This window comes from Bartonella sp. AP57NXGY (assembly GCF_042195805.1).
Taxonomy (GTDB): Bacteria; Pseudomonadota; Alphaproteobacteria; order Rhizobiales; family Rhizobiaceae; genus Bartonella.
The window spans coordinates 1-857 of the sequence record NZ_JBHIOZ010000444.1 but is presented as its reverse complement, the minus strand read 5'-3'; the positions used below and the strand labels follow the sequence as shown (position 1 = coordinate 857).

At 33.7% G+C, this 857-nt stretch carries 1 protein-coding gene and 1 pseudogene; one reads left to right on the top strand and one right to left on the bottom strand.

Features of this window, described 5'->3' with window-relative positions; all coding sequences use genetic code 11:
- On the top strand, positions 1-245 hold a 245-nt coding region (locus ACFIL8_RS11390), incomplete at its 5' end, for a hypothetical protein (RefSeq protein ID WP_375689884.1).
- A gap of 219 nt (positions 246-464) precedes the next feature.
- On the opposite strand, the pseudogene ACFIL8_RS11385 reads toward ACFIL8_RS11390, so the two are convergent.
- A pseudogene (locus ACFIL8_RS11385) lies at positions 465-709 on the bottom strand (integrase); the annotation flags it as partial.
- Between the last annotated feature and the right edge of the window lie 148 nt (positions 710-857).

Sequence of the window (857 nt, the reverse complement as noted above, 5' to 3'; positions counted from 1 at the left end):
TAAAAGAGATAGAACCGCATATACAACCCATGTATTTTTATAACCATAAATTCGATGAGCGCTTCGCACCAAACCAGTATCAATCTATAAAGAAAAACAATGAAAAAAAATGTTCCAACACCCTTGATAAAGAAGCAATTAAAGTGCAAAAAATGACAGAAATCGTCAATCAGAGTCCCAAAAGACAAGAAAATATTCAACCTCACAAAACGGAGCACACAAAAGCAATGGCAATGAATATCTAAAAGGTTTATAAACTTTAACTTTTTTGCCCCCTCTGGTAAAAATGATAGCCTTTATCCCCCTTGCCTTCATCGGCAAATCAATTGCACCTCAACGAGAATGGAAACCATGAGAGAGTAATTTTATCTTATTTCCTCAGATTTTATCCTCATCAACTGTGAAAAGAAACCTGAACAGCAAAAATGCTGTTGAAAGATCATATCTTCCTATCCTCTTGTTTATGTAATCTCTAAAACGGGAGGGCAGACAAATTTTGGGAGAACATAAAGTCGTAAAAGTAAAAACCAATCACCAGCTTTACCATCACCTTTTAGCTCAGCCTTACGACTTTTTAAAACATCTAAAGCGCTGTTTTTTTTAATAATGAATAAATAATGGAAATTGCGTATTGCTCCACGCTTTTATTTTATTTGCGTTCTTTAATAGGGTCACACCCCTCACATAAAACAGAACGGTATTGGGTTGCACTATTCACGACATCACCCATAAAGAGAAATTATCATTATATATCCCTTCAAACTGTTATGATATCACTCGCATATTTCAGTTTGAAAAAGAAATTTTAATTATTTTATGGCAACAATAAAAATTTTAATGCAACAGTAAACAAGGAG